Origin of the sequence: Actinomyces dentalis DSM 19115 (assembly GCF_000429225.1) — a bacterium.
Classification (GTDB): domain Bacteria; phylum Actinomycetota; class Actinomycetes; order Actinomycetales; family Actinomycetaceae; genus Actinomyces; species Actinomyces dentalis.
This window is the reverse complement of record NZ_AUBL01000012.1, coordinates 42,593-69,020: the sequence shown is the minus strand read 5'-3', so window position 1 is coordinate 69,020 and position 26,428 is coordinate 42,593. Positions and strand designations below refer to the sequence as shown.

Sequence of the window (26,428 nt, the reverse complement as noted above, 5' to 3'; positions counted from 1 at the left end):
CCGGCGGCGCTGAGCGAGGACTCAGCCCGCGCCCGGATCCGGCGCGGGCCCGGCCCCGGCCGATCCCGCCGCGGCGGCGGGGTCCGCCGGCCCCGCCGCCGTGATTCCGGCCTGCACGCTGCGGCAGATCCCCCGCGCCTCGTCCAGGCCCACGAGGACCGCCTCGGCCTGCCACACGACCCAGGCGACGACCCCGTCCATCGTCCCGGAGGCGTACGCGGCCGCGGCGTCGGCGTAGGCGGCGGGCGCCCGCCCGGCGTAGGCGTCCACGACGGCGACCCCCGTGGGCTCCAGCCCGTCGCGCGCAATGAGGTGGCGCACCAGGAGTCGGCCGACGGCGGCGTTGCCGGCCGTGAAGGGCCTGACGGCCACCATCTCGGCGTGGACGACGGCGGCGCGCACGAGCGCGGGCAGCGCGGGGGCCTCGATGAGGCGGACCAGGCCCTCCAGGCGCGCGGTCAGCTCCTCGCCGTCGGGCGCCGAGCCGGGCCCCGCCTCGACGGGCGCCCGCCCCGGGGGCCGCGGGGCGGCGACCTCCTCCAGGCCCAGTCGCCCGGCGACGGCGAGCGGCCCGACGACGTCGCGGTGCAGGGCCGCCAGGAGGGTGCGGGCGCCGGGCGCCGCCGGACGGCTCCGGCCGCGCAGGTCCGGCATCCAGCCGTTCAGGCGCACGCCCGCCCGCCACAGCCCGGCGACGGCGTCGAGGGAGGGGTCGCCGGTGCAGGCCCCGGTCAGGGACCCCGCGGCGATGGCCCCGCGCAGGACGGCGGGGGGCAGGACGGCGCCCTCGACGCCGGCGGAGGCGATCGCCCCCCGGACGGCCGCCTCGGCCCGGGCCTCGCGCCAGCGGCGGCGCAGCGCCTCGTGCCACCGCAACTGCGCGGTGGCCTCCCGCAGCGCCTCCTCGGCGCGCGCCACCCGCTCGTCGGAGGCGATGGCGCGCAGGGCCGCCGGGAGGGGGTCGGTGCTCACCGGCCCACCCTACGGCCGCGCGCGGCCGCGCCGCCCCGCCGGCTCAGGGCGCGCCGCCGCCCGAAGGCGGGCGTTTCCGAAACGGTCGCCTCACGCCGGTCCCGGGCCGCGCCGCCGGGTCCGGATCGTCGCCGAATCGAAGGCGTCGCAGGGGCCGAATCGCCGCCCGCATCCGGCTAGGCTCACGACCGTGAGTGCAACCCATCCCCAGCACCCCGGCTCCCCAGCCCTTCCACCGCCGACTCCCGCCGCCGGTATCCTCACGGCGCCCCGCGGCCGGCGCCGCGACCACCTCCTGGTCACCGTCGTCGGCCTCATCCTGGCCCCCGCCATGCCCGCCCTGGCGGGCCTGTCCTCCGAATCCGCCCTGACGGGCCATCTGCTCCTGGCCCTGCTCGACCTCGTGCTGCTGGCGGTGGTCGCGATCGGCGCCCAGTCGCTGTTCGGGACGCGATCCTCCCTGGGCGGCGTCGTCGCGGGGATGACCGCCCTGGTCATGCAGATCGTCATCCTCCTGTCCTCCGACGGCGCCGCCGTCGTCCCCTTCCCCTGGGCCCGCGCCCTCATCCCCACCGGCATGACCCTCATCGAGGTCGGCGTGCTCGTGGGCGGCGCCTGGGGCATGCGCATGGCCCGCCGCGCGGGCCGGGCCGAGGCCCGGGGCGCGGCCCGGCTGGCCACCGACGACGCCCGCATCGGCGTCACCCCCGCCGCGCCGCCCTCCCGGCGCCGCGATCACATCGCCTCCCTCCTGGTCATGCTGAGCGCGGTGGCGTTCGCCCTGGGCGCCCTGCAGTGCGGCTACGCCGAGCTGGTGCGGGGCGAGGGCCCGGCCAACGCCTTCGTCCTCCTGGCCGTGCCGGTCCTGCTGGGGCTCGGCACGGTCTTCACGGGCCGCTCCACGCTCGGGGCGCGCGTCGTGGGGCCCCTGCTCGCCCTGGCGGGCCTGCCGGCGTTCGCGTCCTGGACCTTCCCGGGCCTGCCGGGCCGCGGCCTGTTCGACCGGATGCTGCCCGACGACCCCACCGCCATCACCTTCGTCGCCACCGGCGTGCTGCTGACGAGCATCGGCTGGGGGGTCCACCTGGCCCGGCGCGAGGGGCGGACCTCCGAGCTGGCCGCCCTGCGCGCGGGCGTCTTCGACTCCACCCTGTGAGCCCGGGGCGCCCCGGCCCCGGCCGAGTCCGGCTCGACGGCCCCGGCCGAGTCCGGCTCGACGGCCCGCGCCCGGGGCGCGGCCGCGACGGGGGCGCCCCGGCCGAGTCCGGCACGCCTCCGCGGACCGGCGGCCCCGGCCCGCTACGGTGACCCGGAAGGAGGAACGATGAGCACCGAGAGCCCGAACCGCGATGAGGACAAGTTCAGCCCCGCTGTCGACGCCGAGGAATTGACGACCCTTGAGGAGGTTTTCGACGGGCTCGAGATACCGGCCCCGGCCCCGGTCCTGGGTGAGGACGGCAGCGTCGTCGCCTCCGGGTTCGCCCCGGGTTCCGCCTCCGGGTACGACGCCGGATCCACCGCCGCCTCCGGAGCCGAGGCCGGGCCCACCGCCAGGTCCGCCCCCGGATCCGACGCCGGGCCCGCCCGGGAACCCGCCGTCGAACCCGTCGCCGAACCCGTCGCCGGGCCCGCATCCGGGCCCGCCCGGGGCTCCGCCGCCGGGCCCGTGGCGCCCAAGCCCACCTCCGGACCCGCCACCAAGCCCACTCCGAGGGCGGCCAGGGCCGCGTCCAGGGCCGTCCCGGGGACGACCTCCGGACCCGCCCGGGAACCGGGGCCCTCGACCACTCGTCGGCCGTCCTCGACCGCGGCGTCCTCCGGCCCCGCCCGAACGGCCGGGGCCGCGGCCAGGACTCCGGCGGCCTCCGGGTCCGCCCCCGAGGCGTCCACGCCCCCCGAGGCGGAGGCATACCCGGCCTTCCCGTCGAGCACCCCGAGGGCGGGCCGCCACGCGCGAACGGACGGGCGCTCGGCCGCCTCCGCAGCCTCGGCCGCCTCCTCCGCCTCGTCGACCTCCGCCGCCTCGTCCGACGACGCCGCGGACCTGTCCGAGGCGCCGGGCCGCAGCGGTCAGACGACGGCGGTGCGCCGTCGGTCCCTCTTCGCGCGCACGTCCGCCGACGACGCCGGCACCCCCCGCCCGACCGACCAGGCCCTCCCCGCCGACCGGCCCGGGCCCGCTCGGGCCGCGGCGGCCTCTGCGCCGTCGGCGCCCGACACCGCCCGGACTCCGCCCGGCACCGCCCGGGCGCGCTCCGAGGCCGCCGCCCCGGAGTCCGCCGAACCCGCCCAGGAGCGGGCCGGGAAACCGGACGGGGGGACCACCGGCACGCCCGCCAAGGAGGCCGAGACCCCCGCATGGCTCACGCGCGAGGCCGCCCGCGCCCAGCGCCGCAGCAGTCGGCGCAGCCGGCAGCGCAGTGACGACGACATCCTCCTGGACGGCTCCACGATCGTCGGCCGCCCCGCCTCCCGCGCCGGCGCCCACTGGGCCGGGGTGCTGATGTCCCTCGTCCTGCTCCCCGCGGCGTGGTTCTTCGTGCACGGCGCCGCCGACGTGCTCACCAGCACCGTCGAGCCCCACCGCTTCGCCTTCGACCCGAAAGCCATCTTCGAGCTGGTCGCGGGCCTGCTCACCATGGGCGTGGCGCTGTGGACCGCCTGCCGCTCCTCGCTGGGCTCGATCGTCGTGGGCGCCCTCAGCGCGGTGCTGGGCCTGCTCTTCCTCCTGCTGCCCACTCCCATGAACGGGCTCGTCGGTCCGGTCCTGGACCGCCTGACCGCCCAGTCCACCCTCGGGGCGGACCTGGCCGCCTACTTCTGGACGGACGCCTACTCCGGCAAGTTCGTCGTCCTGGGCCTGTTCATGGTCATGGTCGGCGTCGTGTCGCACTCGGCGCGCCGCGCCGGGCGCCGCGAGCAGGAGATCATCGACCGCGGGCGCCGCTTCTGAAGTCTTCTGAGCCCGGGCGCCGCCCGACGCCGTCACGCGCGGCGCCCGCTCCCCCGCCCGACGACGCCGTCACGCCGTCCGCCGTCGGCCCGGACGCCGAAGTCTCAGCATGGGATCGGGCGGCGGGCCGCGCCTCATGACGGCCTAGCCTGGGCCCGTGCCCCCGTCCGCCGCCCGCGCCCCCGAGATGACGACGACGCGCCACGCCCTGCGCGATGCCGCGCCCATCGTCGTCGGCTACGTGACGCTGGGGCTGGCGGCGGGGATGCTGCTCGTGGCCCGGGGACTCGCCTGGTGGTGGGCGCCGGTGTGGTGCCTGGTCATCTACTCGGGCACGATGCAGATGCTGCTGGTGCCGCTGGCCGGGGCTGGCGAGCCCCTGGCCGCCATCGCCGCCTCCGCCGTCTTCGTCTCGGGCCGTCACGTCTTCTACGGCCTGGGCTTCCCGCTCGACCGCATACGCGCCCGCGCGCCCGCGCGCCTGTACGCGATCCACGCCATCACCGACGAGGTCTACGCGCTGCTGGCCTCCAAGGACCGCACCCGCATGAGCGGGCGCTACCTGCTGAGCGTGGAGGTCATCTGCCACTCCTCCTGGACGGCGGGCGCCACCGCCGGCGCCCTGGCCGGGACCTGGCTGGCCGCCCTCGTCGGCGAGCGGATCGAGCTGCTGGGCTTCGTGCTCACCTCCCTGTTCGTGGTCCTGGCGATCGAGAACTGGCGCACGCACCCGGACCCGTCGGTCCTCGCGCTGGGCCTGGTCGCCGGGACTGCGGGCCTGGCCGTGGGCGGCTCTGCGGCGCTTCTCAGCGCCCTGGGCGTCCTCGCGCTGGGGCTGTGCGCCCTGTACCTGTGGCGCCGCCGCGCGGGCCGGACGGGCGGGCCCGCGCCAGCGGGGCCCGCCCCGGAAGGGCCCGCGCCGGAGGACTGCGAGCCGGACGGGGCCGCGCCGGAGGGCCGGGCCCGCTGATGCTCACCGACCCGCAGATCGCCGTCGCCGTCGTGGTGGTGGCCGCCATCACCTTCGCCTGCCGTATCGCCCCCTTCGCGCTGCTGCGCGGGCGGCGCGCCGGCCCGCTGCTGGGCTTCCTGTCCGCCACGATGCCGCTGGGCGTCATGATCGTGCTCGTCGCCTACACCCTCGACGGCGTGGGCGCCGACCCGGCGACCTGGGCGCCGGCCGCGGCGGGGATCGCCTCGACCGCCGCCCTGCACCTGTGGCGCCGCACGATCGGCCTGTCCCTGATCGGCGGGACCGCCGTCTACGTCGTCGCCTCCCTCGCCCTGGGCTGAGGCGCCGGCCGCGCCCCCGAGCCCGGCGCCCGAACGCGGCGCCGCGCCGCCGGTCTCGCGGAAGGGACGGAGTGGGCGGGCCCTTCGTTAGAGTGCCGCCGTGCCCGTCAACGTTCTGCGCCCCGGCCCGTGGACCCATCGTCATCTCACCGCCGGCGGGACCCGCTTCCACACCGCGCTCGCCGGTCCGCAGACCCCCGTCGGGGAGTCGGGCCCGTCCCGCCCGCTGGTGCTCCTCCTGCACGGCTTCCCGCAGTGCTGGTGGACGTGGCGCAAGGTCATCGAGCCCCTGGCCGACGCCGGCCACCGGGTCGCGGCCCTGGACCTGCGCGGCTTCGGCGGATCTGACCGCCCGCCGTCGGGCTACGACCTGGTGACGCTGGCCGACGACGTCCACGGGGTCATCAGCGCCCTGGGGCACGAGAGCGCCATTGTCGTCGGCCACGGCCTGGGCGGTCACGTCGCCTGGCTCATGGCGGGCCGCTTCGCCCGGACGGTGCGCGCCATCGTCCCGGTGGGGGCCCCGCACCCGGTGGCGGTGCGCTCGCTGCGCGGCCGGAACTTCTCGGGCAGCGCCCTGCAGTACCTCGGCTTCAAAACGCCCTTCCTGCCCGAGCGCACCCTGTCCACCACCGCCGGCATGGAGCGGCTGCTGCGCTCCTGGGCGGGGCCGCGCACCCGCGACGCCGTGGCCCGCTCGGCGGGCTACTACGCGGCGCTCCTGGCCCGGCCGGGCGCGGCCCGCTCCGCCCTGAGCAGCGTGCGCAACCTCATACTCAGCCGCGCCGAGGTGGCCGCGCTGACGGAGCCGGTGAGTCTGCCGGTGCTCAGCGTCCAGGGCGAGGTGGATCCGGTCCAGCCCGCCCAGGCCTACGCCCGCGACACCCACCACGTGGCCGGGCGCCTGGCGCAGGTGACGGTCCGCGGCGTCGGCCACTTCCCGCAGGAGGAGGCCCCGGCCCCGCTCGTCGACGTCCTGCTGCCCTTCCTGGCGGAGGTCGGCGCGGCCGGCTGAGCCTCCCCCGCCGACGCCGCCCGCCCGGGCCGGACCTCACACGCCCGCGCGCGGGCACAGCTCCGGGCCACCGGGCGGGTCGGCGAAGACCCCGACCTCACACGCCCACGCGCGGGCACAGCCCCTTCTCGGCCAGCGCGCACCGCTCGCAGCGGGGCGCGCGGGCGCGGCAGACGGCGCGCCCGTGCTCGATGAGCCGGTGGCAGCCGTCGGTCCAGCGCCGCGGCTCCCACAGGGCGGCGATGTCCCGCTCGACGGCGAGGGGGTCCTTCGCGCTCGTCCACCCCAGCCGCCGGGCCAGGCGCCCCACGTGCGTGTCGACGGTGATGGCCGGGACGCCGAAGGCGTCGCCCAGCACGACGTTGGCGGTCTTGCGCCCCACCCCGGGCAGGGCGACGAGCTCGTCGCGCGAGGCGGGCACGGCGCCGCCGCAGGAGTCGACGAGGGCGGCGCCCAGGGCGATGAGGCGCCGCGCCCGGGTGCGCTGCATGCCCAGGGGCCGCAGCTCCTCCTCCAGGGCCTCCGGATCGGCCCCGGCCAGGGCGGCGGCGTCGGGGTGGCGGGCGAAGAGCGCCGGGGTGAGGGCGTTGACGCGCCTGTCGGTGGTCTGGGCGGACAGGACGGTGGCGACCAGCAGCTGGAAGGGGCCGTCGTGGACCAGGGAGCAGCGGGCGCCGGGGTAGAGGCGGGCGAGCTCGTCGTCGACCGCCGCGGCGCGCCCGGAGGCGCACTCCCGCGGGGGCGGCGACGCGGGCGCGCGCGAAGCGGACGTGCGCCGTGTCATACTTGTCCTCCTCCTCGTGGTCCCGACCCGCTCCGCCGTCGGCTCGGTTCGCACGCGAACATCACGATCCGGTGAATCGTGGCCGCAGGAGCCTTTGACCCGCGCCACACGAGACTACAATGCTCGACGGCGTGCCGCATATCACAAATCATGACAGGATAAGACGTTGAGACGGCCCCGCCCCGGGCCGGGCGAACCACACCACAGGAGGACCTTCGTGGACGACAGCATTATCTCCAGGATCCCGCTCTTCGAGGGGATGAGCCCGGAGGAGCAGGAGGAGCTGCGCGCCATGATGACGCAGACCACCCTGCGCCGCGGCGAGACCCTCTTCAACGAGGGCGACGCGGGCGACCGCTTCTACGTGCTCCTGTCCGGCAAGGTCAAACTCGGCCACGCCTCCGCGGACGGCCGGGAGAACCTGCTGGCCGTGCTCGGTCCGGGCGAGGTGGTCGGCGAGCTCACCCTGTTCGACCCGGGCCCGCGCTCCACCACGGCCACCGCCGTGGCCCCCACGGACCTGCTGGCCCTGGAGCACGGCCAGCTCATGAGCTTCATCGAGGCCCACCCGACGCTGGCCAAGGACATGCTGCGCGCCCTGGCCCAGCGCCTGCGCCGCACCAACACGGCCCTGGCGGACCTGGTGTTCTCGGACGTGCCCGGCCGCGTGGCCAAGGCCCTGCTGGACCTGGCGGACCGCTTCGGCTCGACGACGGAGGACGGCGTCCACGTCCCGCACGACCTCACCCAGGAGGAGCTGGCCCAGCTGGTGGGCGCCTCCCGCGAGACGGTCAACAAGTCGCTGGCGGAGTTCGTCTCCCGCGGCTGGATCCGCCTGGAGGGGAGGGCCGTCACGCTGCTCGACGTCGACCGCCTGCGCCGTCGCGCCCGCTGAGCCCCGCCCCCGCACGGCCCCGTCGCACGACGGCGCCCGCCGTCCCGGGGCGGCGGGCGCTGCTGCACGCGGCCGGGACGGCCTCATGCTCATGGCGCGGTCGTGCCCGGGCCGGCGGGCCCCGTCCGCCTCAGGCGCCGGTGGGCCGCTTGAGGTAGGCGACGAGGCTGTCCGAGCCGGCCGGCCCGGGCACGACCTGGACGAGCTCCCAGCCGTCGGCGCCCCACTGGTCGAGGATCTGCTTGGTGGCGTGGGTGATGAGGGGGATGGTGGCGTACTCCCAAGTAGTCATGCGGCGAGCCTACGACCGCCTCCCCGCCGTCGGGAAGCGGCGCCGCCGGTTCGTCCGCGGCCCGTCCGCCCGCAACCGCCCTGCCCGCGGGCGGGCCGCGCCGGCGGCACCCGCCGCCCCGGCGCGCGGGCGAGGACGGCGGGGGACCGCGATCGGCCCGACGACGCGCCGGCGGCCGTCTCAGCGCACGCGGGCGAGGATGCGCGGGGCCCGGCGGGCGTGTATCTCGGCGACGAGCTCGTCGTCCTCGCGGCGCAGCCAGGCGCCCCAGTCGGTGACCTCGGGGAAGCGGCGCAGCAGGGCCCGCCGCTCGCGCTCGGTCAGGCCGCCCCAGACTCCGAAGGACGACTCCGAGTCGAGGGCCTCGGCCAGGCACTCCATGCGAACCGGACAGGTGAAGCACAGTGTGCGGGCATCGCGCTGCTCCGCGCCCTTGCCGAAGAGCTGGTCCGGCTCGACCTCGGCGCAGGCGGCTCGCATCACCCAACTCTGGTCCGTTGACGTCATCTCACAACTCCCTGCTGCGGCTTCCGACCACAGTGTCGGCAGCATCACACAGACACGGTATGCCAACCGTGTGACATTGACCAAATCCACACCACGCCGAGTCATCTCCCGGGTGTGTCCGCTGGACAGGGCGCCCCCCGCCGCCCCGGCGGGCGGACACGACGCGGCAGACGGTCGAGCGCGCCCCGCCGCCGCCCGGCCCCGACGTCGCCGGAGCCGCCGCGCCCGGCGCCCGACGCCGGGGGCGCCGTCGGCTCCGACGGGGACTCCCGCCCATCTCTCCTAGCGGATTTCCAGGCTCGGAGCGTCGTGGCCCACAGCGCCGAAGTGGCCGGAACCCGTACTCTAACCCCATGTCGAAGAAGTCCTCCCCGCGGTCCTCCTCGCGCCCGCGCGGCCGTGCGCTCTCGCCGGCACAGGCCGTCTCGATGCTCCTCGTCTTCCTGCTCCTGTCCGGAGTGGGGGGGATCCTGACGGCGGGCTTCGCCATGCCCTTCGTCGGCGTCGCCACCGCCATCACGGGCGCCTCCGAGGACTTCTTCAACGAGCTGCCCGACGACTTCAACGCCCTCGAGCCGAGCCAGATCTCCAGCATCAAGGCGTCGGACGGCACCGAGATCGCCAAGTTCTACGCGGAGAACCGGATCGTCGTCCCGCTGGACTCCATCTCCGTCAACATCCAGCACGCCATCGTGGCCGTGGAGGACCAGCGCTTCTACCAGCACAAGGGCGTCGACCCGACGGGCATCATCCGCGCCGTGGTCTCCAACGCCAACGGCGGTTCCCAGGGGGCCTCGACCCTCACCCAGCAGTACGTGCGCAACGTGCTCATCGAGGCGGGCCTGCAGAAGGACGACTCGTCGGCCGTCGCCGCCGCCACGGAGAGGTCCACCGCCCGCAAGCTGCGCGAGATCAAGTACGCCCTGACCCTGGAGAAGAAGTTCAACAAGGAGCAGATCCTCGAGGGCTACCTCAATATCGCCGCCTTCGGCCCCTCCACCTACGGGGTGGAGGCGAGCGCCCGGCACTACTTCTCGCACTCGGCCAACGAGCTGTCCATCCCCGAGGCGGCCCTGCTGGCCGGCCTGACCAACGCCCCCGGCGCCTACGACCCGGTCGCCTTCCCGGACAAGGCCAAGAGCCGCATGGACTGGGTCCTGGAGAAGATGTACGAGGAGAAGTTCATCTCCCAGGAGGAGTACGAGGCCGGCAGGGCCGTCCAGATCGCCGACATCCTCCATGTCACCGAGACGGTGGGCGGATGCGGCGCGGCCGGGCAGGCCGCCTACTTCTGCGAGTACGTGCGCGGCGAGATCGAGAACTCCGAGCTGTTCGGGGCGACCGAGGCCGAGCGCCGCCAGCGGCTGCTGCGCGGCGGCCTGAACATCACCACCACCCTCGACCTGGCCAAGCAGAGCGCGGCCGACGCGGCCGTCCAGGCCTACGTGCCCACGGGGGACGAGTCGAACGTCAAGGCGGTGCTCGTGTCGGTCGAGCCGGGCACGGGCAGGATCATGGCCATTGCTCAGAACACCAACTTCGGCGTGGCCACCGAGAGCGATCCGACGGCGACCCAGATCTCGCTGGGCGTGGACGCCAAGCACGGCGGCCTGGAGAACACCGACGGGACCTCGGGCTTCCAGCCGGGCTCGAGCTTCAAGGCCTTCGTCCTGGCGGAGTGGTACCAGGAGGGTCACTCCCCCTACACCAGCTTCAACACCTCCCCGACGGTCTTCCCGGCCTCGGCCTGGACCATCTCCTGCGACCCGAGCAAGGCCGACGAGTGGAGGGTCAACAACGCCGATCCCTCGGAGGGCGGGACCCACAACGTCATCGACTCCACGCGCATGTCGATCAACGTCGGCTACGCGCGGATGACCGCCCAGATGGACATCTGCAACATCACCGGCCTGGCCGCCAGGCTGGGCGTGACGACGAACGACGGCTCGGCCCTGACCCCCTCGCCCTCGATCGCCCTGGGCAGCCAGGAGGTCACCCCGCTGCAGATGGCCAACGCCTACGCCACCTTCGCCGCCCACGGCCTGTACTGCAAGCCCATCGCCATCGACTCCATCACCGACTACGACGGCAATAACCTGGCGGTCCCCTCGGCCGACTGCTCCCAGGTGATGGAGGCCAGGGCCGCGGACCAGACGGCCTCGACGCTCACCTCCGTCCTGACCTCCAACGGCACCGGGAAGCACGCCATCCTCAACGGCGGGCGCCCGGCCGCGGGCAAGACGGGAACCACCGAGGACATGGACAACGCCTGGTTCGTGGGCTTCACCCCGACCCTGAGCGCCGCCGTGTGGCTGGGGCACTCCGAGGGCTACTCGACCATGGCGCCCCAGTACATCGGCGGGCGCTACTACGCCACCATGTACGGCTCGGACGCGCCGGCGCCGCTGTGGAAGACGTACATGGACGCGGCCCTGGCCAACACCCCCGTCGCGGGCTTCTCCTCGGCGAGCACGGGTCCTCAGACATCGACCCCGGGCAACGGGGGCAGCACCAACGCCAGCGACAATAACGGCGGCAGCGGCGGCGCCACGGAGGCGAACGCCTCCGTCGAGGCCCCGACGGCGCCCTCCACGCAGGAGCCCTCCGTCTCCCAGGCGCCCCCCGTCCAGCCGCCCGCTCAGGCCACCGCGCCCGCGGAGCAGCTCCCGGCCACGGAGCAGACCCCGCGCCGGACTCAGGAGACGTCCCAGAGCCTCGCCCCCGACGACGACGAGACCGGGCGGTGAGCGCGCTGCGAGCGGCCGCGCGGGCGCTCACCGGGACGGCGCTCGTCGGCGTCGGCGTGCTCGGCTACGCCCTCGTCGAGGCCCGGATGCCCGTCCTGCGCCGCGTCGACGTCCCCGTCCTGGCGCCCGGCGAGGAGCCGCTGACGATCCTGCACCTGTCCGATCTGCACCTGACGGGCCGCACCGAGGAGCGCGTGGAGTGGGTGCGCGCCCTGGCCGGGCTGCATCCCGACGCCGTGGTCAACACCGGGGACAATCTCTCCTTCGCCTCCGGGATGGAGCCGCTGCGCCGCGCGCTCGAGCCGTTCCTGGGGCTGCCGGGGGCCTTCGTCATGGGCGATCACGACTACCGCGCGACGGCCTTCAAGCTCCCCACCCGCTACCTGCGCGCCGACCCGCGCGCCGGCGACGACCCGCAGGTCGAGGCGCGCGTGGCCGAACTGCCCTGGCGCGAGGTCCGCGATCTGCAGGCGAGCGGCGGGTGGGCGGACCTGTGCAACGCCCGCGGGGCGATCGCGGTGCGCGGACGGCGCATCGACCTGGTCGGCGTCGACGACCCCCATGCCGAGCGCGACGCCTACCCCGCCCCGCCGGAGGAGTCCGCGCCGCCCGAGGCTCCGGCGCCGTCGGGGCCGTCAGCAGTGGTGCCGTCGTCGGAGCCGTCGACTCCGGAGGGCCCGCGGGAGCCGGCGGTGCGCGACCGGGCGGGTCAACCGCTGCGGATCGGCGTGACCCACGCCCCCTACCGGCGGATCCTGGAGAGGATGTCGGCCGAGGGCGTGGCCCTGGCCCTGGCCGGGCACACCCACGGCGGCCAGCTGTGCGTGCCGGGCTTCGGGGCGCTGGTGACCAACTGCGACCTGGACCGCTCGCGCGCCTCCGGGCTCTCGCAGTGGCCGGGGCGCCCGGGCGCGCCGCGGGCGGCCGGCCCCATGTACCTGCACGTCTCGGCGGGGCTGGGCACCAGCCCCTACACGCCCGTGCGCATCGCCTGCCGCCCCGAGGCCACGCTGCTCACCCTCGTGCCGAGCGCCTGACTTCGCGGGACCGGCGGTCGGCGACCCTCGACCGCGCGGGGCCGGCGCACCGGCGCCCGGCCCGGTGTCCGACGTCCGGCGTCCGGCGCCCGGCGTCCGGCGTCCGGCGACTTCCGGCGGGTCGTGCACCGCGCCCGTGCGCCGCGCCCCGGCCCCGCGCGGTCGAGGGTCGCGGGTCGCACCGGGAGTCGCGGTCGGGGCCGGTGCACGGACCCCCGCGCGGTCGAGGGTCGCGGAGTCCACGTGACCGATGCCTCTTCGGGAAGATTTCCGCCTCTCCGCCCGGCACGGCTATGCTGTCTGCGCTGCACACGGGGTGTGGCGCAGTTTGGTAGCGCGCTTCGTTCGGGACGAAGAGGTCGTGGGTTCAAATCCCGCCACCCCGACCATTCAGTGGCCGCCGTCACAGATGGCGGCCACTTCTCGTTGGAACCGCGCGACCCGGCCGGGCGGGTCCTGCTGCGCGGAAGCGCGACGTCCGCTATGGCACCAGCCAGACCCGAAGGCCCCGGGGCCCGCGGAGCCGCGCCGGGTCGTCTGCTGCGCTCCTTCACCCTCCGCTACGCTCCCTTTTCTCGTACAGTGAAGGGTGAAGGGGCGTAGCAGAGTGAAGAGGGAATGATGAACGCGGCGCCCGGCTGCCCGTCAGGCACTGCGCCTCATCTCAACGAAGTCGTACTCGCCGCCGTTCGTCACCTGCACGAAACCGCGCACCACGCGGAATCCACTCCTTCGATAGACCTTGATCCCCCGCTGATTGAACGAGGCGACCGACAGGCGAATCTCCGCGCCGGGGTGCGCCTCCCGGATCCAGTCCAGGTTGCGCCGCATGAACATGAGGCCCAGACCCCGGCCGGTGAAGTCCGGGCGCATCCCCAGCCCGATCTCCACCGCGCGGCCCTCTTCGGAGAGGTCGCCGGAGAGGAAGCCGAAGAGCCGGCCGCCCCGCCTCACCTGGAGGAGGAAGTCGGGCCACAGCGCCGGGGTCACGAATTCTTGGTAATCCTCCGGATCCGCCGTCATGTCATAGAAATCATAGGGCGGCGGATACTTCCACTCGTCCGCGATCTCCCGGGCGGTGGAGGCGTCCATGCGCGAGTAGACGAGTTCGGAGCCGCCCTGGTCGGAGGCCGTACGGGGCGAATACTGGTCCATCAATCCCTCCACTTAAATCATTCGGAGCAGAATCTTCGCAGACGGGGCCAGGCCCCTCCGCCGGCATCGCCGATCCCGCCGCACCGGTCCGAGCGCCGCGGACGACGGCCTCAGATGTCGAGATCCTCGACGGCGGGGCGGTCCCCCGCGCTCCTGATCGCCGCGACCAGGTCGTCGGGCAGTTCGCCGGCCATCTCCTCGATGGTGGCGAAGACCCTCAGCTCGCGCGGACCCCGCTTCCACCACTCCCCGCGCCGGAGCGCCGGGTCCTCCCAGACCGGGTTGTCGTCGTCCGGGCCGGACAGGGCGGTCCAGTTCGGATCCTCGCGCAGGTGCACGGCGTACTGGCCCCTGGCGGTCTCGTAGACGCGGGCGGTGCGCGAGCGCAGGCCCTCCTGCCGGCTCCACCGCAGGATCTGACGCCCCGAGAAGCGCTTGACGCCCACCACGGCGCCGTCGTCGACCTTGAGCTCGATCGTCCTCATTTCGGTGTCCTTCCGCTGTTGGTCCTGCTGCGCCACGTAGAGCCTCAGTCCCAGGACCACGGCCGCCGACATGCCGCCCGCGAGCTCGGCGGCGCGGTCGAACAGGGGCAGGTCGGACTCGGAGACGTAGACGTTCTTAGTGGGCATGCGCATGAGTATATACATACTCCTCGGCGATCCGCGGGCTCCCGGCCCATCGGGTCGGGAGCCGACGACGGCGCCGCCGCGTTTCGCGCCGGGCCCCGCCGCCGTGTGAGGATGCGCGCTGGGCGCCCGGCACCCCGACGGCACGACAGCGGCATTCAGGAGGCTCGATGACCGCACCAGCTCATCGCTCCCGCACCCCCAGCCCCGAACTGGGCCTGACGATCGTCTTCGCCCTGGCCTTCGCCGTCTGGACCTGGCTCGTCCTGCGCGGCTCGCTGCACGACCTGGACGCCCGCCTGCGGCCCCCCGCCCTGGCGCCGCGCTCCGCCCGCGGCCAGCTCGCCGAGTCCCTCAGCCTGCTGACCCACCCCGTGCTCGTCCTCATCATCGTCGTCGGCTCCGTCGTCTTCTCCCTCAGGCAGCGCATGCGGCGCCTCGCGCTCGCCTTCAGCGTCGGGGCCCTGGGCGCGGCCGGCCAGCTGGTCCTGTCCCTCGTCCTGAACGTGCCGCGCCCGCCCACCGCCTTCGCCGACTCGATCTCCCACTTCGGCGGCGCCTACCCGGCCAGCCACGTCACCGCCGTGGTCCTGGGCACCTGGGTGCTGGTCACCCTCGTCCGCGCCCGCCGCAGGGGCCCCACGTCCATTGTGGGCTGGACGGCCATCGGCGCGGGCGCGGTCCTGCTCATCGCCGTCACCCAGTGGGACATGGGCCTGATCGACGTCAGCGACGTCGTCGGCGCCCTCCTTCTGGGCGGCGCCGTCACCAACCTCGCGCTCGCCCTCGGTGGGATCGACCATCCCCTCCGATCCGGCTGGGCGCGCCTGACGCGACCGCGCAGGGTCGTGAACAAGCGCGCCGCCATCATCTTCAACCCCGTCAAGTTCGACGACCTGTCCCTGCTGCGCCGCCGCGTCCGGGCGGAGGTGCAGCGGGCCGGCTGGCGCCCCGGCCTGTGGCTGGAGACCTCCCCCGACGACCCCGGTCACAGGGCCGCCCGCCGCGCCCTGCGGGCCGGGGTGGACCTGGTCATGGTCGCCGGCGGCGACGGGACGGTCCGGGCGGTGTGCGCCGAGCTCGCGGACACCGGCACGCCCGTCGCCCTGCTGCCCGCGGGCACCGGCAACCTGCTCGCCCGCAACCTGTCGATCCCGCTGGACGCCGACGAGGCGCTGCGCCTGGCCCTGCACGGGCCCACCCGGGCCATCGACGTCGTGCGCTGCACCTGGGACGGCGGCCGGGAGCGCTTCGTGGTCATGGCGGGCCTGGGTCTGGACGCGCGGATCATGGGGGACACGAACGACGACCTCAAGCGGGTCATCCGCTCGGGCGCCTACGCGGTCGCCGCCGTCCACAACGCGGTGCCCGACCCCTTCGCGGTCACGGTGGCGCTGGACGACGGCGAGCCCGAGACGCGCTCGGCGGTCATGGCCCTGCTCGGCAACGTCGGCACCATCACCGCGGGGATGAACCTGTTCCCCGACGCCTCCCCCGACGACGGCGTCGTCGACCTCATGCTCGCCAGCCCCGAGCGGGTGACCGACTGGGCCAGGCTCGGCGCGCAGATCCTCAGCGGCAGGCAGATGGAGGGCTTCACCATCAGCAGGGCCCGGCGGGTGGCCATCACCACCGACGAGCCCGTGCCCTTCGAGCTCGACGGCGACATCGCCGGCACGACGCGCTCGCTGCGGGTCGAGGTCGAGCCCCGGGCGCTGCGGGTGGTGGTGCCGGCGGCGTGAGGGGGCAAAAAGGTGGCTCCCGCATACTTTTAAGGGCGCCGGGCGTCGAGGCGCGCCTCAGGATCGGCGCTATGACGCCGTTCCCCGTGGCCGATGATCACGCAACGGGGTCTGAAGATATGCGGGAGCCGCCTTTTCGGCCCCGCCCGGCCGCCGCAGCGCGCCCCGGCGCCGTCGGTAGTAGCCTGGCCAGCGCCGGGGCGACGGCGGGAACGGCCCCGGGGAGACGAGGACGGCGGCCGGCCGCCGGCGGCACCGGCGCGGCGACGAGGGGACGGAGATGGCGGGCGGCAGGAGCAGGACCGGCAGGCGGGACGGCTACCACGCCGGGCTCAACGCGGACAAGGTGATCGACGCCGCCGTCGAGCTCTCGCGCGGCGACGGCCTGGCGACGTGGACGCTGCGCGATCTGGGCGGAAGGCTCGGCGTCGCCCCCTCGGTCATCTACCACCACGTGGGCGGGCGCGAGGCCCTGAGCCGCCGCGTCGTCGAGCGGGTCCTCGCCCTCGTGGACCTGCCGACCGACGTCATGCCGTGGCGGCAGTGGGCCCGCGCGGCGCTCTACCCGCTGCGCCCCGTCCTGACCGACTACCCGGGCACGGCCAGGTGGCTGCTGCTGCACGGCCCCGTCCTCCCCCGCCTAACGCCGGTCATCGACGCCGGGATCGCCTCGCTGCGCCGGGCGGGATTCGGCCGGGACGCGGCCCTGGCGTACACCTCGCTGGTCAACACCGCGATGATGACGATCGCCGCCATCGACGACCGGCGCCTGCACGAGGACGACGGCCCCCGCGATCACGCGGACCTCATCCGCGACCTCGGCCCGATCACCGCTGGCAGCGCCGGAATCTCCCTGTTGACCCGCGACCTGCTGACCCGATTCACCGGCGCGCCGCAGGAGATCGCGGCGGCCCAGGACCGCTACTACCGCTACGTCCTCGAGCGGCTCATGGACGGCCTCGAGGCCGACCTGGAGGCCGGGGCGCACGACGGCGATCCGCAGGTCGACGGTCCCGCCGACTCCGCCGGTCCCGCCGACTCCGCCGGTCCCGCCGACTCCGCCGGCGCCGACGGCGCCGACCCCGACCGGCCCGGCTGACGGCCCGGCTGACGGCCCGGCTGACGGCCCGGCTGACGGCCCGGCTGACGGCCCGGCGCGACGGGCCCCGCAGAACTCCTCCGCTTGCCATTAGAACAATGTTTATATAGGGTTGCCTTAGTTCCTCCGGAATCACGACCCGCGTCCGGGGAACGGCCCGGCTCCGGTCGCCGAACCCGACGACCGGAGCCGGCTCACCCCGGCGGGGAACCGCTCCGGAGGGAGCGAGTCGAAGGATCCGCCGTCGGGCCGCAGCGCCCGCGGGGAGCGAACCGGAAGGAGAACGGGCATGAGCGCCTCGCAGAGCGCACGCGGGGGATCGTCCTCGCAGGTCGGGATTATCCTGGCGACGGTCTTCCTGGCCTACCTGGGGCAGACGACCCTCAACCCCGTCATCGCGCCGCTGTCGCGGGAGGTCGGGCTCGACGAGTGGCAGATCGGCTTCACCATCAGCGTCGCGGCGGTCATGGTCGTCCTCACCAGTCAGGTCTGGGGGCGCCGCTCCCAGTCGTGGGGGCGCAAGCCGGTGCTCATCGCCGCCCTGGCGATCTGCATGGCGGCCATGGTGCTCTTCGCCGTCGTCGCCACCCTGGGCGTGAGGGGGGTCCTGGGCAGGACGCCCCTGTTCGTCCTGTTCGTCCTCACCCGCGGCCTGCTCTTCGGCACGGCGCTCGCGGCGATCCTGCCGACCACCCAGGCCTACGTCGCCGACGTCACCTCGAGCGAGGAGGAGCGCGTGCGCGGCATGGCCGGGGTCGGCGCGTCCCAGGGCATCGCCTCGATCGCCGGGGCCCTCGTCGGCGGCCTGCTGGCGGGGATCTCCATCATGGTGTCGGTGGACATGGTCCCGGTCATCCTGCTCGGGGGGCTGCTGGTGGTCGTGCTCGTCCTGCGCCGGGAGGAGCGCACCGAACTGGTCGCCGAGCCGGCGCGCGTGCGCCCCGCCGACCCGCGGGTCTGGCCCTTCCTCGTCGCCGGGTTCGGCATGTTCACCGCGCTGGGCCTCATCCAGGTGGTCACCGGCTTCCTCGTGCAGGACCGCCTGGCCCTGGAGGCGAACGCCACCGGCCTGGTCACCGGCGGGGCGCTGCTCGCCGCGGGCATCGGCATGGTGCTGGCCCAGAGCGTCATCGTGCCGCGCTCGAAGTGGGCCCCCGCCACCCTGCTGCGCGTGGGCACCGCCCTGGGCGCCGTCGGCTTCGCCCTGCTCGCGATCGACGGCGGGGCCGCGCTCCTGTTCGTGGCGGTGACGGTGATCGGCGCGGGCGTCGGCATCGCCATGCCCGGCTACACGGCGGGGCCCACGCTGCTCATGAGCCGCGAGGAGCAGGGCGGGCTCGCCGGTCTGATCGGCGCGACCAACGGTCTGACCTACGTCGTCTCGCCCACGGCGGGCACCGCCATGTACGGGCGCTCGCCGATCCTGCCGATCGCCGTCGGCGGCGCCATCCTCGCCGCCGTGTTCGTCTTCGTCCTCGTCCACCGCGGCTTCCGCCGCGCCCCGCGGGCCGTCCCCGGGGGAGGCGACCCGCAGGCCGTCCCGGAGGGAGTCGTCCCCCGGGGAGGCCTCCCCGGGGGAGCCGTCCCGGGCGAGGGCGGCGACGGCGCCCGATAGTGAGGCGGGCGCGGGCCGCTCCGGGGGATCCCCCAGGCGGCTACGCGGGCGATCCCGATAGCGAGGCGGACGCGGGCCGCTCACCGGCTCCGAGTCTGGATTCTGGCGCTCCGGGAGGATCGTTCGAGTCGGCACATCGGATGTGCTTGAAGGTTTCCGCATGATTCCGCGATTCTGGCGGCGGCGCGAGCGGGTTCGGGACGGAACGATCCTCCCGGAGCGCCATTTCCCGTCCCGGGCGGGCCCCGGAGGGCGGAGCACCCGGGTCCGATGCGGCCCGCGGGACGTGCGGAGTCCGCGGGGCGCGCAGCCAGCGATCAGGGCGATCAGGACGGGGCGACCACCGTCAGCAAGGTTGCGACAGCCTCCTCATGGAGTTCACGATGGCGCCCGGCGGCGCGGTGGAGCTCCGCGCAGATCATCCAGCACATCCCGGGACGCGATGCCGGTTGCGCGCCTCAACCGGGCGAAGTCTATGCGGGCCCTCGCAGTGACGGCCCCGCGCCGCCGAAGAAGGGCGAGCCGCTCGCCGCCCGCGGGGGAGAGCAGAGCCACCGGCTCCCCGTTATTGGCGATCTCGAAGATCTCTCCCGCCTGCACACGACGAAGAATTGAAGCGGTATTGTCGCGCAGTTCGCGATGCGCAATGGTGGACACGGCCATCACCTCGTAGCGAATCGTAGCACATAGTGGCCCCTTCTCGCCGGGTCACTGGAAATGCTCCGGGGCGGGATCGGCACCGTGGTCTGTGACGACCACGACGGACGCTCCCGCGGGCCCGCCCGGCCGATCGGGGCGCCCGTCGCGGTCGCCGTCCGGCCCGGGGCGCCCCTCCCGGGGCCCGTGGCGGCGTCGTTTGTCCAAATCTGTTGCAAAGGCCCGGATCGCGCCGGAGCGCCGGAGGAGAATCGTTGATATTCCGAGCTTCCTCTCGCGGCCGATCCCGGTCCGGGGCGCCTTTGCAACAGATTTGGACAACTGCCCGACCCGGACCGCCCCAGGAGCCCCACCCGCACCACCCCGCGCCCGCCCATCCCCATCACCGCTCCAATCCGGGCCCAGGAACCGCCGTTCCCGGCGAGAAAGGCTCAGTTTCTCCGGGTGACACTATGAGAGCCCGTCCGGATCGCGAGGTCGCCGTCGCCTATGCGATCACGACGCGCGCCGTCGCCCGGCTGGGGCGACCCCGCCGCCCTGGACGCCCGCCGGCCGCTCCGCCTCCCGCCGCCCAGCCCGAACCCGCTGCGGCCGGCCCGCCCGCGATCGGAGGCGCGCGGATCCCGTCAGCGCATGTCGACCCCGCCCGTGACCGGGCGGCGAATCGGGTCCGGATTGGGACGATGTACCCGCCGCCCAACGACTAGAGTCGGGAGCATCGCGCCCTGAGCGGGCGCCGTTGACCGGCTAGGAGAACAGATGAGTAAAATTCGCGTCGCCATCGTCGGCGTGGGCAACTGCGCGTCGTCGCTGGTGCAGGGCGTCACCCACTACGCCGACGCCGAGCCGACCGACACGGTGGGCGGCCTCATGCACGTCCAGTTCGGCGACTACCACGTCTCGGACATCGAGTTCGTCGCCGCCTTCGACGTCGACGCCGCCAAGGTCGGCCTCGACCTCGCCGACGCCATCAACGCCTCCGAGAACAACACCATCCGGATCGCCGACGTCGCCCCGACCGGGGTCGCGGTCCAGCGCGGCGTCACCCTCGACGGCCTCGGCAAGTACTACCGCGAGACGGTGGAGGAGTCCGCCCGGCCCCCGGTCGACGTGGTCGAGGCGCTCAAGGACGCCAAGGTCGACGTCGTCGTCTCCTACCTGCCGGTCGGCTCGGAGGAGGCCGACAGGTTCTACGCCCAGTGCGCCATCGACGCCGGCTGCGCCTTCGTCAACTGCCTGCCGGTCTTCATCGCCTCCGACCCGCAATGGGCCCGGAAGTTCGCCGACGCGGGCCTGCCCATCATCGGCGACGACGTCAAGTCGCAGATCGGCGCCACCATCACCCACCGGGTGCTGGCCCGCCTCTTCGAGGAGCGCGGCGTGACCATCGACCGCACCTATCAGCTGAACGTGGGCGGCAATATGGACTTCAAGAACATGCTGGAGCGCGAGCGGCTGATCTCCAAGAAGATCTCCAAGACCCAGGCCGTCACCTCCAACGTCGGCAAGGAGTTCGAGGCCCGGGACATCCACGTCGGCCCGTCCGACTACGTCGGCTGGCTGGACGACCGCAAATTCGCCTTCGTGCGCCTGGAGGGCCACAACTTCGGCGGCGCCCCGGTCTCCCTGGAGTACAAGCTGGAGGTGTGGGACTCCCCGAACTCCGCCGGCGTGGTCATCGACGCCATCCGCGCCGCCAAGATCGGCCTGGATCGCGGCATCGGCGGCCCGCTGCTGTCGCCGTCGTCCTTCTTCATGAAGTCCCCGCCCGAGCAGCGCCACGACGAGTACGCCATGGCCTCCACCGAGGACTTCATCGCGGGCAGGGTCGAGCGCTGAGCGGCCGACCCCGGGGGCGGGCGCGCCGGAATCCCCGCACGCCGCGCGAGCGCGTGCTGCTGTCGGAGGGGTCGAGCCTGACGGCCCGCGAGTTCGTCGCCGTGCTGGGCGCTCGCGGCATCGACGTCGAGGTGGCCTCCCCGACCCGCCACCCGCTGGCCTCCTTCAGCAGGTGGTGCCGGGCGGTGCGCCCGGTCCCGGCCCCCGGGGACGACCCCGTGGGCTACCTGCGCGCGCTCGACGCCCTGCTCGCCGCGGGGCGCTGCACCGCGCTGCTGGCCACCCACGAGCAGGCGTGGCTGCTGGCCGCGGGCGAACGGTACCTGCCGCACGCCCGCGGGCGGCTCGCCGTCGCCGGGGCCGGGGCGTTCGAGCGGGTGCAGTCCAAGATCTCCTTCGCGGCCTTGTGCGACGAGCTCGGCATCCCCCAGCCCGCCTGGCACGAGGTGGGCTGCGAGGCGGATCTGGACCGGGTCGGGTACCCGGTGTGGGTCAAGGCCGCCTACTCGACGGCGGGCCGCGGCGTCCGCCGCGCCGCCACCCGCGCCGAGGCGGTCTCGGCCTGGCGGGCCCTCGGGGGCGCCGGAACCGCCGGGCCCGCCGGGGCCTCCGACGATTCCGGAAGAGACGATCCCGGGGGAGCACGGGCCGGGGCAACCGGGAGGACTGCCGAGAGGACTCCCGTCAAGGTCATGGTGCAGGCGCCGGCCGCCGGGGCCTACCGGCAGGTCGCCGCCCTGTTCGACCGCGGCCGGCTCATCGCGGCGGCCTGCTCCCAGCGCATCGGCCCGGGCGCGGGCGGGTCCGCGGCGGCCCGGCTGTCGGTGGCGGACCCGGGCGCGGTCGACGCCGTCGTCCGCCTGGGCCGGGAGCTGGAGTGGCACGGCGGCCTGACCTGCGACTACTTCGCCGACGGCGACGGGCGCAGACTGTTCATCGAGTGCAACCCCCGCACCACCGAGCCCGGCAACGCCGCCGCGGCGGGCGTCGACCTGCCGTCCCTCACCATCGCCCTGGCCACGGGCGGGCCGCTGCCCCGCGCGCCGCTCATCGCCCGGGCGGGGGTGCGCACGCGCTCGACCATGGCGCTCGCGCTGGGGGCCGCCGAGACGCGGGGCACCCGCCGGGCGGTCGTCGGGGCACTGGGCCGCGCCCTGTGCGGCCGGGGACCCCTGCGGGGCAGCCGCGAGGTCCTCACCCCGGTCCTGCGCGACCCTCCCGGCCTGGTGCCCGCCCTGGCCGCCGTCGGCGCCGTCCTCGTCCGGCCCGGCGCCGTCGCGGACCTGGCGGGCGACGCCGTCGGCGCCTACGCGATCACGCCCGCCACCATCGCCCGGCTGAACGGCGGACCGGCCTGAGCCCGGGGCCGCGCTCGGCCCGCATCCCCGGCGGTGCGCCCGGACGGTTCGCCGGGAGGACAACGCGGCGTCGCGCCGCGCCGCCCCGGACCGGACGGCGTAGCCTGCCGGGGTGCCGACCCCGATCCGAGTGACGAAGATCCACCACGCCTGCCTGACGGTCGACGCCGGGAGCACGAGGCTCCTGCTCGACCCGGGCCGGCTCGGGCCCCGCCCCGACCTGGACGGCGTCGACGCCGTGCTCGTCACCCACCGGCACTTCGACCACCTCGACCCGGAGCTCGTCGAGGAGGCCCTGCGCCGCGCCGTCCCCGTTTGGATGCCGGGGGACGCATTCGGCGACCTCGGCGATCCCGGCGGCCTCGCGGGTGGCGACAACCTGCACGAGGCGGTTGCGGGCGCGACGCTGCGCATAGGCGCCCTGACCGTCCGGGTGTCCGGCGGCCGCCATGCCGAGGTGCACCCGACCATCCCGGGCCCGGAGAACCGCGCCTACCTGATCGACGAGCGGGTGCTCGTCACCGGCGACGAGCACCCCGCCCCGCCGGGGCGCCTCACGGCCCTGGTCACCCCCGCCGACGCCCCGTGGCTGCGCGCCGCCGACCTGATCCGCTACGTGCGCGCCGTGCGCCCCGAGCTCGTCGTCGGCGTCCACGACGGCCTGCTCAACGCGGACGGGCTCGGCGTGGCCCGCCGCGTGGTCGACTCGCTGCGGGGCGAGGGCGCGGCCCGATCCGCCCTGCTCGCCGACGGCGAGGGCATCGACATCCCCGAATGACGACGCCCCCCGCTCCGCCGCGGACGCGGGCGGACGGACCGGCGACGGGGCCGGAGTCGCCAGCATCGCATCGGTCCGGCCCGCCCGGCCCGGACCGCCGTGCGGTCGACCAGGGCGGCTGACCAGCCGAGGCCGGACGAAGGATCATCAACCGCATGAGAACGGTGGAGGTTCAGGAGGCCAAGACGCACCTGTCCGCGCTGCCGGCGGAGGTGGAGCGCGGCGCCACGATCGCCATCGCCCGGGGACCGCGGACTATCGCGCACCTGGTTCCGGCCGACTCCGGTGAGCGCGAACTCGGATTCGGCGGTTACCGACTGCCGGACAGCTTCTTCGACGAGCTGCCCGAGGAGGAACTGGACGCCTGGGATGGGGCGTGAGCGACTGGCGGGCACGTGGTGGGGCGGGTGGGGCTCCTGGGGCGGTCCGGGGCGGAGGCGTGTCCAAATCTGCCACAAAGGCGTCCCGGACCGGGATCGGCCGCGAACGAAAGCGCGGAATATCAACGATTCTCCTCCGACGCTCCGGCGCGATCGGGGCCTTTGTGGCAGATTTGGACAACCCGCACCGCCACGGGCCCCGGGAGGGGCGTTGAGGGTCAGGCGGTGACCGCGGCGGGCGCTCCGATCAACCGGGCGAGACCCGCGAGAACGTCTGCGGAGGAACGTTCTCGCGGGTCACCCGGCGGCTTCGAAGGTCGGAGGGCGATCAGCCCGGCGATCCTGCGGAGCGAGGTCGGAATCGGGGTAGCGGGCGGGGCCGGGGCCGTCACTCCCAGCGGAAGAGCCGGGCCGCGAGCGCGGCGCAGACGATCCCGAAGCCCAGCAGGACCGCGGCCGATCCCCAGTGCGCGCCCCATCCGTCCCCGGCCCACAGGCCCTGGCAGAGGTGGGTCAGCTGGGTCAGCGGCGAGAAGCGGGCCACCGAGCGCACCCCCTCGGGCAGGACGGCCATGGGCACGGCGGCCCCGGAGGTGAAGATGAGCGGGTACAGCACGATGTTGCCGATCCCCTGGGCCGCGCCCGTGGCCCGGAAGCGGGAGGCCAGCAGGTAGCCCAGCGCCAGGAATGCCGCCAGGCCCAGCAGGGTGGCCGCCAGCGCTCCGACCAGGGCGCCGGCGGAGGCGGGCCGCACGTTGAAGCCGAGGACGACGACGGCGTACATCGCCGCGATCGAGGCGAAGGTGAGGGTCAGGCGGGAGACGACGTCGGCCGCCAGGTAGGCGCCGGGCTGGAGCGGGGTGGCCCGGAAGCGCCGCAGCACCCCGGCGCTGCGCTGGGCGGCCATGTCCACCGGCACCATGATGGCTGAGGTGATGGCGATGACGATGCCGGGGAAGGCGGTGAAGTTGGCCTCCAGGAAGCCCCTGCCGCCGAACTGCGGGGTGGGGTCGTTGCCGAAGATGAGGCCCATGACGATGATGAACACCGGGGCGAAGGCGAGGGAGAAGACGACGGTGACGGGGTCGCGCAGGGTCCGCAGGGCGGTGACCCGGCACAGCCGGCGGAAGGCCTTCATGGATGATCCCTTCATGGATCTCAGTGCTCCTCTCGCATGGAGCGGCCGGTCAGGGAGAGGAACACGTCCTCCAGGTCGGGGGCGGACACGCGCACGTCGCTCACGGCGACGCCGGTGGCCTCCAGCGCCTCGATGATCCTCTGGGGGAAGCGGGTGTCGGGCGCGTGGAGGCGCACCTGGCAGTCGCGGATCCTCAGGTTCGAGACGCCGTCGACGCCGTCGAACGCCTCGGCGGTCACGGGCCGGGAGGTCCGCAGCTCGACCTCGGCCCCGCCGCCCAGGGAGGCGACCAGGTTCGGCACGGTGTCCAGGGCGATGAGGCGGCCGTGGTCGATGATGCCGACGCGGTCGCACAGGGCCTGGGCCTCGTCCATGTCGTGGGTGGTCATGAGGACCGTGGCGCCGCCCTCGCGGATGGAGCGGACCACGTCCCACATGGCCAGGCGGGCCTGGGGGTCGAGCGCGGTGGTGAGCTCGTCGAGGAAGACGAGCTCGGGCCGGTTGATCAGGGCCAGGGCGATGAACACGCGCTGGCGCTGGCCGCCGGAGAGCTTGTCGACGTAGGAGTTCTTCTTGGCGGCGATCCCCAGCTCGGCGAGCAGGGCCCCGCCGTCGAGGGGCGAGTCGTAGAAGGAGGCGAACAGGTCCACGGCCTCGCCGACCTTGATCTTGGGCGGCAGGGCGGCGCTCTGGAGCTGGACGCCGATGCGGGCGCGCCAGGCGGGCGTGGGGCGGGCGGGGTCGGCGCCCAGGACCCGCAGGGTGCCGCCGCTGGGGGTGCGCAGCCCCTCCAGGCACTCCAGGAGGGTGGTCTTGCCGGCTCCGTTGGGGCCGATGAGTCCGAGGATCTCCCCGGGGCGGACCTCGAAGGAGACGGAGTCGACGGCGGTGAGGCTCCCGTAGGTCCTGGTCAGGTTCTCGACGGCGATGGCGGGGTTCATGACTGCTCCTGGTGGGTGGGTGCTGAGGTCGTGGGTGGTGCGGGTGGGGCGTATGCGGTGGCCGGCCCGGCGGCCGGCGGGGCGCCCGGCGCGGAGGGCGGCACTCCCGCCGGGGTGGCGCCCGGCTCGCCCGGCGGGGCGGGCGGCGCCGCCGGCCCTCCCGGCGGGGGCCCCGTCGGGGCGCCCCCGCCCAGGGTGGAGCGCACGAGCATGGCGAGCGGGTCGTTCGGGGCCCGCTCCAGCAGGAGGCGCAGGGGGATGAGGGCCAGTCCCTGGGCCGGATCGGTCAGGACGACGAGCTGGTCGCCGGGCTCGAGCCCGAGCTGCCTGCGGGCCTGCGCCGGCAGGGCCACCTGTCCGCGCCGGCCGACGGTGACGGTCCCGAAGAAGCCCCTGCCGTCGGGGCCGATATGGGCGGGGTTGCGCGGGGTCACGGCTCACTCCTCCATCGAGTTGACATGTATAGCATGTAAAACATGCACAAGAGAATGATGCACCCTCCCGCCGCCGCGCGCAAGGGGAGACGGACCGCGCCGGGGCCGATCCGGTCGGACCGCATCGGGACGATCGGGCGCACCGCGCCGGGGCGCATCGAGGTCAGC

At 74.6% G+C, this 26,428-nt stretch carries 25 protein-coding genes and 1 tRNA gene; 16 read left to right on the top strand and 10 right to left on the bottom strand.

Features of this window, described 5'->3' with window-relative positions:
- Positions 1–21: 21 nt before the first annotated feature.
- Positions 22–972, bottom strand: a complete 951-nt coding sequence (locus G446_RS15900; RefSeq protein ID WP_084778975.1) for a Fic family protein — start codon at positions 970–972, stop codon at positions 22–24.
- Between the two features lie 190 nt (positions 973–1,162).
- Here G446_RS15900 and G446_RS0104220 point away from each other — a divergent pair, with 190 nt between their 5' ends.
- The 5 genes from G446_RS0104220 to G446_RS0104200 all read left to right on the top strand — a co-directional run bounded on the left by G446_RS0104220 (position 1,163) and on the right by G446_RS0104200 (position 6,233).
- Positions 1,163–2,128 carry a hypothetical protein gene (locus G446_RS0104220; protein WP_245574582.1) on the top strand — a complete coding sequence of 322 codons (966 nt, stop codon included), beginning with the start codon at positions 1,163–1,165 and terminating at the stop codon, positions 2,126–2,128.
- A gap of 168 nt (positions 2,129–2,296) precedes the next feature.
- Positions 2,297–3,925: a hypothetical protein gene (locus G446_RS18615; RefSeq protein ID WP_051285636.1), complete on the top strand. Its 1,629-nt coding sequence runs from the start codon at positions 2,297–2,299 to the stop codon at positions 3,923–3,925.
- 187 nt (positions 3,926–4,112) lie between these two features.
- Positions 4,113–4,895 carry an AzlC family ABC transporter permease gene (locus tag G446_RS15890; RefSeq protein ID WP_084778988.1) on the top strand — a complete coding sequence of 261 codons (783 nt, stop codon included), beginning with the start codon at positions 4,113–4,115 and terminating at the stop codon, positions 4,893–4,895.
- Positions 4,895–5,218: an AzlD domain-containing protein gene (locus G446_RS0104205; protein ID WP_026409199.1), complete on the top strand. Its 324-nt coding sequence runs from the start codon at positions 4,895–4,897 to the stop codon at positions 5,216–5,218. The genes G446_RS15890 and G446_RS0104205 overlap by 1 nt, the downstream gene beginning before the upstream one ends.
- A 100-nt stretch (positions 5,219–5,318) precedes the next feature.
- A complete protein-coding gene (locus G446_RS0104200; protein ID WP_026409198.1) occupies positions 5,319–6,233 on the top strand; it encodes an alpha/beta fold hydrolase in 915 nt (304 codons plus the stop codon).
- Positions 6,234–6,330: 97 nt separating this feature from the next.
- Here the strand turns inward: G446_RS0104200 and nth are convergent, their stop codons facing one another.
- Positions 6,331–7,017: an endonuclease III gene (gene nth, locus G446_RS0104195; RefSeq protein ID WP_026409197.1), complete on the bottom strand. Its 687-nt coding sequence runs from the start codon at positions 7,015–7,017 to the stop codon at positions 6,331–6,333.
- A gap of 217 nt (positions 7,018–7,234) precedes the next feature.
- On the opposite strand from nth, the gene G446_RS0104190 reads away from it, so the two are divergent.
- Positions 7,235–7,912 carry a Crp/Fnr family transcriptional regulator gene (locus G446_RS0104190; RefSeq protein WP_026409196.1) on the top strand — a complete coding sequence of 226 codons (678 nt, stop codon included), beginning with the start codon at positions 7,235–7,237 and terminating at the stop codon, positions 7,910–7,912.
- A gap of 130 nt (positions 7,913–8,042) precedes the next feature.
- On the opposite strand, the gene sp36 is transcribed toward G446_RS0104190, so the two are convergent.
- Positions 8,043–8,204, bottom strand: a complete 162-nt coding sequence (sp36, locus tag G446_RS19145) for a Sp36 family protein (RefSeq protein WP_084778974.1) — start codon at positions 8,202–8,204, stop codon at positions 8,043–8,045.
- Between the two features lie 180 nt (positions 8,205–8,384).
- A complete protein-coding gene (locus G446_RS0104180; protein ID WP_026409195.1) occupies positions 8,385–8,711 on the bottom strand; it encodes a WhiB family transcriptional regulator in 327 nt (108 codons plus the stop codon).
- Positions 8,712–9,064: 353 nt separating this feature from the next.
- Between G446_RS0104180 and G446_RS15885 the strand changes: the two genes are divergently transcribed.
- The 3 genes from G446_RS15885 (at position 9,065) to G446_RS0104165 (ending at position 12,884) form a co-directional block, all read left to right on the top strand.
- On the top strand, positions 9,065–11,458 hold the full coding sequence (locus G446_RS15885) for a transglycosylase domain-containing protein (protein ID WP_245574581.1): 2,394 nt from the start codon (positions 9,065–9,067) through the stop codon (positions 11,456–11,458).
- Complete coding sequence (locus G446_RS0104170) at positions 11,455–12,495, top strand: metallophosphoesterase (RefSeq protein ID WP_026409194.1); 1,041 nt, start codon at positions 11,455–11,457, stop codon at positions 12,493–12,495. Before G446_RS15885 ends, G446_RS0104170 begins: the two co-directional genes overlap by 4 nt.
- A gap of 312 nt (positions 12,496–12,807) precedes the next feature.
- A tRNA-Pro gene (locus G446_RS0104165) sits at positions 12,808–12,884 on the top strand.
- Between the two features lie 256 nt (positions 12,885–13,140).
- On the opposite strand, the gene G446_RS0104160 is transcribed toward G446_RS0104165, so the two are convergent.
- Both G446_RS0104160 and G446_RS0104155 read right to left on the bottom strand, forming a co-directional pair.
- Entirely contained in the window at positions 13,141–13,587 is a 447-nt protein-coding gene (locus tag G446_RS0104160) for a GNAT family N-acetyltransferase (RefSeq protein WP_026409193.1), read from the bottom strand.
- A gap of 173 nt (positions 13,588–13,760) precedes the next feature.
- Entirely contained in the window at positions 13,761–14,282 is a 522-nt protein-coding gene (locus G446_RS0104155; protein ID WP_026409192.1) for an EXLDI protein, read from the bottom strand.
- A gap of 167 nt (positions 14,283–14,449) precedes the next feature.
- Between G446_RS0104155 and G446_RS0104150 the strand changes: the two genes are divergently transcribed.
- The 3 genes from G446_RS0104150 (at position 14,450) to G446_RS15875 (ending at position 18,735) form a co-directional block, all read left to right on the top strand.
- On the top strand, positions 14,450–16,021 hold the full coding sequence (locus tag G446_RS0104150; RefSeq protein WP_026409191.1) for a bifunctional phosphatase PAP2/diacylglycerol kinase family protein: 1,572 nt from the start codon (positions 14,450–14,452) through the stop codon (positions 16,019–16,021).
- 280 nt (positions 16,022–16,301) lie between these two features.
- A complete protein-coding gene (locus tag G446_RS15880) occupies positions 16,302–17,120 on the top strand; it encodes a TetR/AcrR family transcriptional regulator (RefSeq protein WP_156916512.1) in 819 nt (272 codons plus the stop codon).
- 289 nt (positions 17,121–17,409) lie between these two features.
- On the top strand, positions 17,410–18,735 hold the full coding sequence (locus G446_RS15875; RefSeq protein WP_084778973.1) for an MFS transporter: 1,326 nt from the start codon (positions 17,410–17,412) through the stop codon (positions 18,733–18,735).
- A gap of 378 nt (positions 18,736–19,113) precedes the next feature.
- Here the strand turns inward: G446_RS15875 and G446_RS19140 are convergent, their stop codons facing one another.
- A complete protein-coding gene (locus G446_RS19140) occupies positions 19,114–19,398 on the bottom strand; it encodes a type II toxin-antitoxin system Phd/YefM family antitoxin (RefSeq protein ID WP_084778986.1) in 285 nt (94 codons plus the stop codon).
- Positions 19,399–20,151: 753 nt separating this feature from the next.
- On the opposite strand from G446_RS19140, the gene G446_RS0104135 reads away from it, so the two are divergent.
- The 4 genes from G446_RS0104135 to G446_RS0104120 all read left to right on the top strand — a co-directional run bounded on the left by G446_RS0104135 (position 20,152) and on the right by G446_RS0104120 (position 23,747).
- Positions 20,152–21,231, top strand: coding sequence for an inositol-3-phosphate synthase (locus tag G446_RS0104135; protein ID WP_026409190.1), 1,080 nt, complete (start codon positions 20,152–20,154; stop codon positions 21,229–21,231).
- A gap of 53 nt (positions 21,232–21,284) precedes the next feature.
- A complete protein-coding gene (locus G446_RS0104130; protein WP_026409189.1) occupies positions 21,285–22,589 on the top strand; it encodes an ATP-grasp domain-containing protein in 1,305 nt (434 codons plus the stop codon).
- A gap of 112 nt (positions 22,590–22,701) precedes the next feature.
- Entirely contained in the window at positions 22,702–23,367 is a 666-nt protein-coding gene (locus tag G446_RS0104125) for an MBL fold metallo-hydrolase (protein WP_026409188.1), read from the top strand.
- Positions 23,368–23,522: 155 nt separating this feature from the next.
- On the top strand, positions 23,523–23,747 hold the full coding sequence (locus G446_RS0104120; RefSeq protein ID WP_026409187.1) for a type II toxin-antitoxin system Phd/YefM family antitoxin: 225 nt from the start codon (positions 23,523–23,525) through the stop codon (positions 23,745–23,747).
- 388 nt (positions 23,748–24,135) lie between these two features.
- Here G446_RS0104120 and G446_RS0104115 read toward each other — a convergent pair whose 3' ends face one another.
- The 3 genes from G446_RS0104115 to G446_RS15870 are packed head-to-tail and all read right to left on the bottom strand — an operon-like array spanning position 24,136 to position 26,260.
- Positions 24,136–24,900: an ABC transporter permease gene (locus G446_RS0104115; RefSeq protein ID WP_245574580.1), complete on the bottom strand. Its 765-nt coding sequence runs from the start codon at positions 24,898–24,900 to the stop codon at positions 24,136–24,138.
- Between the two features lie 5 nt (positions 24,901–24,905).
- A complete protein-coding gene (locus G446_RS0104110) occupies positions 24,906–25,826 on the bottom strand; it encodes an ABC transporter ATP-binding protein (protein WP_026409185.1) in 921 nt (306 codons plus the stop codon).
- Positions 25,823–26,260 carry an AbrB/MazE/SpoVT family DNA-binding domain-containing protein gene (locus G446_RS15870; protein WP_051285634.1) on the bottom strand — a complete coding sequence of 146 codons (438 nt, stop codon included), beginning with the start codon at positions 26,258–26,260 and terminating at the stop codon, positions 25,823–25,825. Before G446_RS15870 ends, G446_RS0104110 begins: the two co-directional genes overlap by 4 nt.
- Positions 26,261–26,428: the final 168 nt, after the last annotated feature.

Excerpts from the sequence above, each read along its gene's own strand:
- G446_RS0104160 (WP_026409193.1), bottom strand. The coding sequence starts at position 13,587 with ATGGACGCCTCCACCGCCCGGGAGATCGCGGACGAGTGGAAGTATCCG.
- G446_RS15890 (WP_084778988.1), top strand. The coding sequence starts at position 4,113 with ATGACGACGACGCGCCACGCCCTGCGCGATGCCGCGCCCATCGTCGTC.
- G446_RS0104150 (WP_026409191.1), top strand. The coding sequence starts at position 14,450 with ATGACCGCACCAGCTCATCGCTCCCGCACCCCCAGCCCCGAACTGGGC.
- G446_RS15885 (WP_245574581.1), top strand. The coding sequence starts at position 9,065 with ATGTCGAAGAAGTCCTCCCCGCGGTCCTCCTCGCGCCCGCGCGGCCGT.
- G446_RS0104135 (WP_026409190.1), top strand. The coding sequence starts at position 20,152 with ATGAGTAAAATTCGCGTCGCCATCGTCGGCGTGGGCAACTGCGCGTCG.
- G446_RS15875 (WP_084778973.1), top strand. The coding sequence starts at position 17,410 with ATGAGCGCCTCGCAGAGCGCACGCGGGGGATCGTCCTCGCAGGTCGGG.
- G446_RS0104110 (WP_026409185.1), bottom strand. The coding sequence starts at position 25,826 with ATGAACCCCGCCATCGCCGTCGAGAACCTGACCAGGACCTACGGGAGC.
- nth (WP_026409197.1), bottom strand. The coding sequence starts at position 7,017 with ATGACACGGCGCACGTCCGCTTCGCGCGCGCCCGCGTCGCCGCCCCCG.
- G446_RS0104120 (WP_026409187.1), top strand. The coding sequence starts at position 23,523 with ATGAGAACGGTGGAGGTTCAGGAGGCCAAGACGCACCTGTCCGCGCTG.
- G446_RS0104115 (WP_245574580.1), bottom strand. The coding sequence starts at position 24,900 with ATGAAGGGATCATCCATGAAGGCCTTCCGCCGGCTGTGCCGGGTCACC.
- G446_RS0104155 (WP_026409192.1), bottom strand. The coding sequence starts at position 14,282 with ATGCCCACTAAGAACGTCTACGTCTCCGAGTCCGACCTGCCCCTGTTC.
- G446_RS15880 (WP_156916512.1), top strand. The coding sequence starts at position 16,302 with ATGGCGGGCGGCAGGAGCAGGACCGGCAGGCGGGACGGCTACCACGCC.
- G446_RS0104205 (WP_026409199.1), top strand. The coding sequence starts at position 4,895 with ATGCTCACCGACCCGCAGATCGCCGTCGCCGTCGTGGTGGTGGCCGCC.
- G446_RS18615 (WP_051285636.1), top strand. The coding sequence starts at position 2,297 with ATGAGCACCGAGAGCCCGAACCGCGATGAGGACAAGTTCAGCCCCGCT.
- sp36 (WP_084778974.1), bottom strand. The coding sequence starts at position 8,204 with ATGACTACTTGGGAGTACGCCACCATCCCCCTCATCACCCACGCCACC.
- G446_RS19140 (WP_084778986.1), bottom strand. The coding sequence starts at position 19,398 with ATGGCCGTGTCCACCATTGCGCATCGCGAACTGCGCGACAATACCGCT.
- G446_RS0104180 (WP_026409195.1), bottom strand. The coding sequence starts at position 8,711 with ATGACGTCAACGGACCAGAGTTGGGTGATGCGAGCCGCCTGCGCCGAG.